The organism is uncultured Nostoc sp., assembly GCF_964245445.1.
Classification (GTDB): Bacteria; Cyanobacteriota; Cyanobacteriia; order Cyanobacteriales; family Nostocaceae; genus Nostoc.
This window is the reverse complement of sequence record NZ_CAXTNE010000286.1, coordinates 1-9,528: the sequence shown is the minus strand read 5'-3', so window position 1 is coordinate 9,528 and position 9,528 is coordinate 1. Positions and strand designations below refer to the sequence as shown.

Annotated in this window: 8 protein-coding genes and 2 pseudogenes; 3 read left to right on the top strand and 7 right to left on the bottom strand. The window is 39.3% G+C overall.

Annotated features, from left to right (window positions below):
• Window positions 1-4: 4 nt before the first annotated feature.
• A complete protein-coding gene (locus ACFE90_RS31745) occupies window positions 5-424 on the bottom strand; it encodes an acyltransferase family protein (RefSeq protein ID WP_375506305.1) in 420 nt (139 codons plus the stop codon).
• Between the two features lie 220 nt (window positions 425-644).
• Window positions 645-1,148, bottom strand: a complete 504-nt coding sequence (locus ACFE90_RS31740; protein WP_375506304.1) for a hypothetical protein — start codon at window positions 1,146-1,148, stop codon at window positions 645-647.
• A 985-nt stretch (window positions 1,149-2,133) separates the two neighbouring features.
• Here ACFE90_RS31740 and ACFE90_RS31735 point away from each other — a divergent pair.
• Window positions 2,134-4,848: an AAA-like domain-containing protein gene (locus ACFE90_RS31735; RefSeq protein WP_375506303.1), complete on the top strand. Its 2,715-nt coding sequence runs from the start codon at window positions 2,134-2,136 to the stop codon at window positions 4,846-4,848.
• Between the two features lie 304 nt (window positions 4,849-5,152).
• Window positions 5,153-5,668: pseudogene (locus ACFE90_RS31730) on the top strand (abortive phage infection protein); the annotation flags it as partial.
• A 7-nt stretch (window positions 5,669-5,675) separates the two neighbouring features.
• Here ACFE90_RS31730 and ACFE90_RS31725 read toward each other — a convergent pair.
• Window positions 5,676-6,593, bottom strand: a complete 918-nt coding sequence (locus ACFE90_RS31725; protein WP_375506302.1) for a LysR family transcriptional regulator — start codon at window positions 6,591-6,593, stop codon at window positions 5,676-5,678.
• Between the two features lie 130 nt (window positions 6,594-6,723).
• Between ACFE90_RS31725 and ACFE90_RS31720 the strand changes: the two are divergent.
• Window positions 6,724-7,065 (top strand): annotated as a pseudogene (locus tag ACFE90_RS31720) (NmrA family NAD(P)-binding protein).
• Here ACFE90_RS31720 and ACFE90_RS31715 read toward each other — a convergent pair.
• The 4 genes from ACFE90_RS31715 to ACFE90_RS31700 all read right to left on the bottom strand — a co-directional run bounded on the left by ACFE90_RS31715 (window position 6,951) and on the right by ACFE90_RS31700 (window position 9,302).
• Window positions 6,951-7,253, bottom strand: a complete 303-nt coding sequence (locus ACFE90_RS31715) for a hypothetical protein (RefSeq protein WP_375506301.1) — start codon at window positions 7,251-7,253, stop codon at window positions 6,951-6,953. The pseudogene ACFE90_RS31720 and the gene ACFE90_RS31715 overlap by 115 nt on opposite strands.
• Before the next feature lie 22 nt (window positions 7,254-7,275).
• The gene (locus ACFE90_RS31710; protein ID WP_375506306.1) at window positions 7,276-7,575 is read right to left on the bottom strand and encodes a hypothetical protein; all 300 of its coding nucleotides are present in this window, start codon (window positions 7,573-7,575) and stop codon (window positions 7,276-7,278) included.
• 669 nt (window positions 7,576-8,244) lie between these two features.
• Window positions 8,245-8,703: a DUF928 domain-containing protein gene (locus ACFE90_RS31705; RefSeq protein ID WP_375506300.1), complete on the bottom strand. Its 459-nt coding sequence runs from the start codon at window positions 8,701-8,703 to the stop codon at window positions 8,245-8,247.
• Between the two features lie 32 nt (window positions 8,704-8,735).
• Window positions 8,736-9,302 carry a tetratricopeptide repeat protein gene (locus ACFE90_RS31700; protein ID WP_375506299.1) on the bottom strand — a complete coding sequence of 189 codons (567 nt, stop codon included), beginning with the start codon at window positions 9,300-9,302 and terminating at the stop codon, window positions 8,736-8,738.
• Window positions 9,303-9,528: the final 226 nt, after the last annotated feature.

The following is a 9,528-nucleotide window of genomic DNA, read 5'->3' as shown; positions in this document are numbered from 1 at the left end:
GCTACTATCCACATCTGGATTCACAAAATATTATTAGTGGGATAGGTTCATACAAAGGAAAAATACGTAAAATCCGATTACGCCAGAAATTAACAATTCCAGAGATATTAGCAATATATCTTCCTGAGTAAAACCCCTTACCCATCAGATAGCCAGAAAGGACAAAAAAAATCCAGACCGCCGCAGGACCATGACTAAAAAGTATCCAAGTAAAGTCATAACCATGATAAATTATTGATTGCCTCAAAGAAGAAAGTTGTGCGCCAGGAGAAAGTTGTGAGCCAAAAAGTTGTGGAATAATAATACCGTGATATATGACAACTATTAAGCAAGCAACTCCGCGCAAAGAGAGTAATGCATCCAAGCTATTTTTAGACTCTTTGACTAATGCTGTATCAACTTCCTTGACTATTACTGTGTTCATAGCTTTTAAAATTTGACATTAAAGAAACTTATGTATTGCAGACATTAATAGTTTTGCTCTTGCAGAATAGATTTATTTCTGTTTACCTATTTATAGAAAAAACTAATTAACTAAAATTTATAGCTTCAGCTTTTATTGACTCAATACTTTTCTGTATGGAATACAGTTTTAGATTTTTTTTAGCCCATAATCTGAAAGCTAACAAAAGAACAAGTTTCAACTACAAATTGTATAAAAGTTTTCTTAACAAATCTTCATTAAGATTAGCAAGATTTGAACTCAAAACTCTTATAGTGTCAACATAACCAAGATAAGTTTCGTACTGTTCTCGTTTATCTGGAGGAATCTTGTCAAATTCGACTCCTTTTCCCCAACGGTGAATAGTATTAGGTTTAATTTTTAGCAATCTTGCAAGTAAATTAATACACTTCTCCCTGTAACCATGTTCTGACTCCATTGCTAAAATCAAATTTTCCGTGTAGCGAAATCGTTCATCATTATCCTTTTCTTCCAGTCCAAACCACCGACGGCAGAAAGTTCTTGGATTCATGCCTTTTTTCTGAAAAACACAGGTTTTGAGAAGTTTATCAAAACCTGTAATAAACGGCTGCTTACTAATTGATCTTGTAACATCTTCTGTAAAAGTATTGGTATCAGTAAACTTTAATTGTGTTATGCTATGCATATTGTAAATTTCTATTTGAGCATCTATTGTTTGTAGCATAAGATGTAAGCTTCTATGAATACTTGCAGAGAAATAAACTAGAATCAGTAGACCGAAAACTTTTCCATTAAGACAGGGTTTCTGAATCAGAGAGTGTTAGCTGTTTTGGTAAAGTCAATGGTAATTATTAGAGTAAAGGTATATTCCTTATAATTTCAGTGTTTGAACCTCTTTCAATAAATATAATATCTATTTAGATAGATAGTATAATTTAAAACTAGATTATACGGAAATGGGAATTGGCGATCGCCCTTAAGCAAAACTTTGCGATTTACTGAATGTCTAAATTTTGGCAGAATTAGTAAAGTCTCCTATTACAACTAATTCAGTTGGTTGTTCTTCGGTTGCACTTACTTTGGTTTGCTGAGATTGAGAGTTTTCAACTGTAGCAGACATAATTTTGTCCTTGTTTTAGTTACATTTTTGGTTGATTTAGCATTGGCTGCATCATGTCAATAAGAAGAATCTATTCTCAATAGCCTCTTAGTTAATCTCATTAACCTACGCTTATCGCTAAAGGTTTAGGCGATCACTTTGAGTTTTGTAAATTCAACTAAGTGAGAAATACTTTCTTTCGTTAATTCTTAATCTTGGTTGTGATCAACAATAATTTAGATGCGTTTGCCCTGGTGTATGGAAATGATATCAACAGATTGATAACAAACAGTTTTAGCAGGCGGGCTACCCTGGTGATCGGAATTTGCCCTGAGCAAAAGTCAGTTTATGCCATGTTTAATTCTCCTATGTGAACTCATGTGAACTGACAAAGCAGTCGGGATGGTTTGTGATTGAGACTTGCAGTAAGTTCTACATTTAAGGTGTATGAATCCTATAATGCTTGCTTTTTCACATCAGTAGTTGAGTTAAATTCAGGACTCTTAAAAATCAGTTAAATTCAGCTAATTCAGTTAAATTCAGGTATACAAAAATACCTAAACATGTAAAAATGAACACTGAAAAGGTTTAAAGCATCTGAAAAATACCAATGTTTGCCAAATTCAACCCCATCTATCAGTATCAGCCTGGTGGCAGTCTCCTGCCTGATGCGCCTACCTATGTGGTGCGACAAGCTGATACTGAACTTTACGAAGGGTTATTAGCTCTTGAGTATTGCTATGTTCTCAACGCAAGACAGATGGGGAAGTCTAGCTTGCGAGTACGGACAATGAATAAGTTGCTCTCCTCAGGATTTGCCTGTGCAGAAATTGAATTGAGCGGCATTGGTAGCCAGCAAATTACGGCTCCCCAATGGTATGGGGGGATTATTCAAGAATTAGTCAGCGGTTTTCAACTACAGATAAATCGGCGCAGTTGGTTAAGAGAACGCGATGATCTTTCCCCGATCCAGTCCTTAAATGAATTCATCGAAACAGTATTACTGACCCAGATTCCGCAAAAAATTGTCATCTTTATTGATGAAATTGATAACGTGCTGGGTTTGAAGTTTTCCACCGACGAATTTTTTGCCTTGATTCGCCACTGCTATGAAAATCGAGCTATAAAGCCAGCTTATAGGCGACTGTCATTTGCTTTATTGGGAGTAGCTGCACCTTCAGATTTGATTCAAGACAAACACTATTCTACGCCCTTTAATATCGGTCGGTCCATTGAACTTCAAGGATTTAAAATCGAAGATAGCGAACCTTTAGTAAAGAGATTGGTAGGAAAAGTTAGCAACCCACAAGCAGTCTTAAAAGAAGTTTTATCTTGGACTGGTGGACAGCCATTTCTTACCCAAAAACTGTGTTGGTTAATTGTCAATCACTGCAATAACAGCACAGAATTTTGCCCCCCTCAAGATGGTGAAGAATCGCAGTGGATTGAGCAAATTGTCCAAAGCCAAGTTATCAAAAATTGGGAAGCTCAAGATGAACCCGAGCATTTAAGAACAATACGCGATCGCCTGCTCCGCAATACTCCAAAAAGTACACAATTATTACAGCTATATCAACAGATTATACAACAGGTAACAATCCCTGCTCAGAACTCCCCTGAATACTTAGAATTGCGTTTGTCGGGACTTGTCACCCAACATGAAGGAAGTTTAGCAGTCAAGAACCCGATCTATGCTAGAGTCTTTAATTTGGATTGGGTAAATCAAAAGCTAGCACTAGAACTTGCTAATTCCAAGATAGTTGCTACCGACCTTACCTTGATGTTTGCCCGGATAGTAGCTTCTACACCTGAAATGCTAGTAAATCAGCAACATTTGGATATTGTACAGCAGAACTGGCAACAAATGCGTCAGTATTGCCAGCAATTTGGCGGACAAGTTCTCAAGTCTTTCGAGAATGGATTATTATTTTCTTTTGAAAGTGCTGAAAAAGCAGTTGACAGTGCCATAGAAATGCAAAAAGCACTAGTGATCGCCGCTACTAATTTGCTAAAACCAGATAGGCTGCTATATCAAATTGGCATTCATCTGGGAGAGGTATTTTTCAAAGACAATGATGTTTTGGGCAAAGGGGTAGACTTAGTGGCACAACTGCACACACAAGCTGAACCCGGAGGAATTTGCTTATCTCAAACCGTCTACGACCAGGTTAAACCTCACTTACAGGTAAATGCAGTTAATTTGGGGCAGTATAAGCTCAAAAATATCTTAGAACCAGTTTTTTTATACCACATTAGCCCCAATTATCCTGTGTTGAGTAAAAATACTGACAACTCCCTTAATTTTCCCTCTTACCCAAGTGGTGCAGTTCCCCTCGATTCTCCTTTTTACATAGAACGAACTACACTTGAAAAGCAAGTTTGTGAAGAAATTAGAAAACCTGGTGCTTTAGTCCGCATTAAAGCACCTAAAGAGATGGGGAAAACTTCTTTACTTTTGAGAACTTTAGATTATGCTGCACGCCAAGGCTACCACACTGTTAGCTTAAATTTAGAGCAAATTGACTACGTAATTTTGAACGACCTGAATCGATTTTTGCGTTGGTTGTGTGCCAACGTTACTCGTCAACTCCATCTGAAACCAAAGTTAGAAGAATATTGGGATGAAGATATCGGCAGTAAAATTAGTTGTTCTCTCTATTTTTGGAACCATTTATTAAAGCAAATTGATACTCCTTTGGTTTTATCGTTAGATGAAGTCCAATGTATTTTTGAGCATCCTTTAATAGCAAAAGATGTCTTATCTCTGTTTCGTTCATGGTACGAAGAAGCTAAAAGAGAACCAATTTGGCAAAAGTTACGACTGATTATAGTTCACTCAACTGAAATTTATGTACCTCTCCAGTTAAAACAATCTCCATTTAATGTAGGGCTGCCAATAGACTTAAGTAGCTTCAATGTAGAGCAGGTACAGCAGTTAGCTCAACGCTATGGACTTAACTGGACTGACTATCAGGAAGCTACAGAACTTATGGCTATGCTCGAAGGACATCCAGCATTAGTACATATGGCTATTTATCATCTTAGTCGCAAAGAAATTACTTTTGCTCAATTCCTCGATACAGCAGCTACACCAAGTGGAATTTATTCACATCACTTGCAGCGTCATCAAGCAACCTTGCAAGAACAACCTGAATTAGCAAAAGCCTTAGATATTGTCATCAATTCTCAACAACCCATATCATTAGATTTGAGCATGATTTATAAACTAAGCAGTATGGGAGTGATCAAACAGTTAAGAGATAAACTGATACCAACCTGTGAATTATATCGGCAGTATTTTACATCTAGAAATAGCAAACTATAGAGCAAGACAGTTCAGTAAAGGCTGAAAGCATGATTGATAATGCGAAAATTAGGAGCTTCAATACATATTGCAGTAGCTCAAATAATACGGTGGCGATCGCATCCCTAGCTTTATGTTGCAACACCTAATCAGCTAGATCCATCTTCTACCTAGTTTCTAGACCGAGAAAACACTTTAAAAATATTTTACTCCTCAGAGAGTGACACAAGACCCGGATTTCTCACTACATCTCGATTTGCCTGCGCTTATGCAGAGGGGCAGAGGGGAAACAACTTGTACAAAAACTCTCCCCTGCTCCTCTGCACTGCTATCTCAAGCTCTGTGGATAGAGCAAAGACTGTATGAAATTATCCAAGAACATATCAGCAACCCCAGAAGAAAGGGTGCTAACGATTTAGCATCAATAGATATACGTAAAACTACGTTGTTGCCTGACAGCAAGTACTCTTTCGGGTTTGGTGCGCCAACCGACTTAGCACTACCGATAATTGCGTCCTATCGGGTATTTTTGGATCAAGACTATAAGTGGATTATTTCTTTTGACGAATTCGCTGAAGATTTTCTCCAACACCTGTGGGCTAACTATTTCCGTAAATACTTGGTATCAGAGAAAACAGCAGGGAATACAGTCGGCACAAAAATCAGCCGCAATCAAGAGATTTGGGAAAGTTTGTATATCTCGGCGCAAAGTTATCTAAATCAGCACTTGATGCAAATGGTTAAATCCGGTAAGGAAGAAGAACCGAAGGTGACACAAGGTGCAAACAATCTTGGAAAAGGGAAAAGCAATGGACTCAACGCAACCACTGTCCCTAAATAAATAGCTTTCAATCTACAACATCATCTCGCTTTAAAGCAGCCGTCAATTCTTTCATAAACTCAACAAAAACGCGAACTTTAGCCGAGAGATAGCGTTTTTGCGGATATAACACGGAGAGCGGTAATCCGACTTGGGTCGTGTAGGCTTGGAGAATCGGTTGGATGTCGCCCCGTGCGATCGCGTTCGCTGCAATAAATTTGGGCAATTGCACCACACCAGCTCCTTGAATGACCGCCTCTAAAATGACTTCTGAGTTATCAAATCGCAGATAACTGTCAACAGCAAGGTGAATCGATTTTCCGTCTTGTTCAAACTTCCAGTTAGCTTCTCGCCGAGTCTGTGGATAGATAAAGTTGACACAGCGATGCTGCAATAGTTCTGTGGGTATTATGGGTGTACCATACTGGGCAAGATACTGCGGCGAGGCACAAGTGATGTAGCGTGCAGTTGCCAGGTGGTGCATGATTAAACTGCTATCGCTGCTGATTCCAATCCGCACAGTCGCATCAACGCCTTCCTCAATCAGATCGATCAGGCGATCGTTAAAAGAAACATTCAAATTTAGCTTTGGATATTGTGCGGCAAATTGCAGCAGAGCCGGGGCGATATGCATTTTGCCAAATACAAAGCTCAGATCCAATCGCAATGTTCCCATCGGCATGGATTGCGATTGTTTGACTTCGAGTTCGGCTTCTTCCAAATCGTTGAGAATTTGCTGAGTGCGTTGATAAAATCGGTTGCCATCTTCGGTCAGCGTCAAACTGCGAGTTGTGCGCTGGAGCAAGCGCACCCCCAGTTCATCTTCTAAGCGCAATACAGCCCGACTCACGGCTGACGGAGCCATGCCTAACTGTCGGGCTGCCTCGGAAAAGCTGCCATATTGAGCGGAGCGCATAAAAATCATCAGGCTTTTGAGCTTGTCCATTAACCCAAACGCATCTTTGAATTTTTTGCACAACTATTTTGAATTTTAACTACTTTTTCTTTTTTTCTGTACAAGCTACTGTTTAGACAAGATAAATTTCAAATACACAAACAGCATAAAAAAAACAGACATGACACAGCAAACAACCGCAGAACAAATTATCTTAGTCACCGGAGCCACCGGCAATCAGGGCGGCGCAGTGGCGCGTCATCTTTTAAAGCGCGGTAACTTCAAGGTACGTGCTTGAGGGGGCGATGCAAACAAGCCCGCTGCCCATGCACTCCAACAAGCGGGGGCAGAACTTGTCGCCGGAGATTTCAGTGATCGCGCGTCCCTTGATCGCGCTCTACAAGGTGCTTATGGTGTTTTTTCATTGCAGACTTTTCTCAAAGAAGGCGGATTATCAGCCGAGATCCGAGATGGCAAAACCGTTGCAGACGCAGCTTCATCGGCAGGTGTCAGCCCTCGTTGATTACTCTGAATCTCCCGCATATTAAGAGAATGAATAGTTTGGGCTAACTCTGGATTCTCTTCTAACAGTTTGGCTTCAAGTGACAATTCTTGCTGCAACAGTTGGGCATTGCGGCGCAAAAACATCTGCTGATTGTGCCGCCGGATAATCTCCTCTTCAGTCAGGTGTAATTGTTCCTCAAAACTCAAATCGTCCTACTCGTTATACATTTTATTCAACTCTAATAATTCCAAAGTATTCTGTCGAAAGCTCCATCAAATATTTGAAAGCCAAACAATCACCGTAGTTAGTGTATATTTGAGCAAGAGTTTTGAAAACTTCTAGTATATTATCAGGCGTTACTTCAGTGAAACGAGAAGCCAAATTAAATGCTGAGTTTTCCGAATCTGGCTCTCGGGGCATTGCATCAGCCCAGATGATTAGTCCTCGCTTATCTAATTCTGCTAAAGAAATAGCATTAACCGCATCCACGATGGAATCAGGCGCATATTTTATTAATAGCTTAATCACCAAATAACACCTCCGTAAAGTATTTGATATCCCAGCCTCAATCTCGTGATGAATTCCTCTGTATTGCGATTGCCCCACACAGGATTACTACGGCAAATAATCCAGTTAGTTGGACTATGACAAACAAGAGAATGACAACTGGCACACGTCGGAAATGTTGATATTCCAATAACGTCATTGCCATAATAGGCATGGTGAATTTGTTCACTGCGTCTGCTCAGACAGACTACACAATAATTCTGAGTTCTTCGGTGAGCAATCGCTACTTGCTTTCTGTACTCTTTCGGATTACCATATCGAGCTTTCCTGTTTAATCGTCCGAGTAGCCGAGATTTTCTAGTAATAGAGTCACCCCCTTTCGTTTAACTCTTGCCCTTGAGGGGGCGAGAAGACTCGTTAAAGTACCACAGGTAAAGGATTTGAAGTAAAAGACCCTCTCAAAAAAATGAAACTTATTGATCAAAACTGTGCAGTTATTAAGCACCTATCTAGAAGGTACAGTTTGATGGTAAAAAAGAACGGTCTGGCAAATTGAACAAGACCGTCAGTATAATGTTGCCCTCATTTTCTCAAAGTTACCTTGAAAAATATCTAAATCAATCACAGTTAATTACTTTGAAAATGCTGACACTCCTGGGGCAAGTAGTTGAAGGATTTCAGGTGCTTCAGCTATTGAGTTACAATATTTTGGCAGCAAGAGACAATAGGTTCTGAAACAATCTCTTTAATCTCTGTTAAGTCCCCTTCTGAGGACAGCAATAAATCTTTCCAATCTTTTGTTACCTGTGCATCCTTGGGTTTTTGACGGCGTTCGTTAGCCAGCATCGTCAAAGCATCATACCAAAGACCATTTTCAACGAACAGCAAAATGCGCTCTCTCGGTCTACTTGCTTTCTCTAAATCATTTTTCAAATTAGAGTTGATAGAAACTCGCTCAATATATCCTTTAACAAAAGTATCCTTCAGGCGATTTGCTGGCTCGCACATATAGGATAATACCCAATTATATTTTTTACCAATTTCTAATGCTGGTATATTTTGAGGTAAATTGACACTAATAATTCCTGGTGTACTTGTTAACTGAAAAGTAGTTTTATAAACTGGATTATTTTTATCATTTATTAGCAAAAATTCAACGGAACAAATGCTCTTGCTCTACCTTATTCGGCAATTTCTAGCGCATCATTTGTTTTATTTCGGGCGATGAGGACTGTTTGTAAAAGACGATAAGTACGAGATTGCTGCTCGAAAATTGATATTTTGAATTCATCTTTTTTGCCTAATCTTCCTCGTAGAAATTTCCACGCTTCAATACCAGCACGGAGAATTTTTTCGGCTTCTGCAAGATTACCGGATTCGCGCAGAGCAGATCCTAGATTGTTTAGAGCATTCCCTTCACCTTGGCGGTCTTTGATTTCTCTGGCTATGGCTAAGTTTTGCTGATGATACTTAATAGCTTGAGCATAGTCACTCAAATTTTGGTAGGCATTTCCCAGATTGCCAAGAGCATAACCCTCGCCTTGTCGGTCTTTGATTTCTCGCGTAATCGCCAAATCTTGCTTGTGATACTCTATCGCCTGTTTGTAGTCTCCCAAAGCGTTGTAAGCATTTCCCAGATGACCGAGAATTCTCCCTTCGCCTTGTCGGTCTTTAATTTCCCGTGCAATCCCCAAACTCTGTTTGTAGTACTTTATCGCCTGTGGATAGTCTTCTAAGATTTCAACCAAAAAGGCTGGGAGATACAAAGTAATAAAGCAATAATAAAAATTACCATCAATCTTCCCAGCCCCATCCTCATAAAATCAGAACTCCATTAATCAAAATACGAATAATTTAAAATAGCTACATCAACATATTTAACTATGATTAACTATTAATTTGCTTAATCATGTACAAAGTCATACAGCAGATTGCAGGTAGATAGAGTACACTAAACGCTAGTGCATCAACCGG

What these genes read in the sequence shown, in the direction of transcription:
- ACFE90_RS31725 (WP_375506302.1), bottom strand. Translation starts at nt 6,593, where the DNA reads ATGGACAAGCTCAAAAGCCTGATGATTTTTATGCGCTCCGCTCAATAT.
- ACFE90_RS31735 (WP_375506303.1), top strand. Translation starts at nt 2,134, where the DNA reads ATGTTTGCCAAATTCAACCCCATCTATCAGTATCAGCCTGGTGGCAGT.
- ACFE90_RS31745 (WP_375506305.1), bottom strand. Translation starts at nt 424, where the DNA reads ATGAACACAGTAATAGTCAAGGAAGTTGATACAGCATTAGTCAAAGAG.
- ACFE90_RS31740 (WP_375506304.1), bottom strand. Translation starts at nt 1,148, where the DNA reads ATGCTACAAACAATAGATGCTCAAATAGAAATTTACAATATGCATAGC.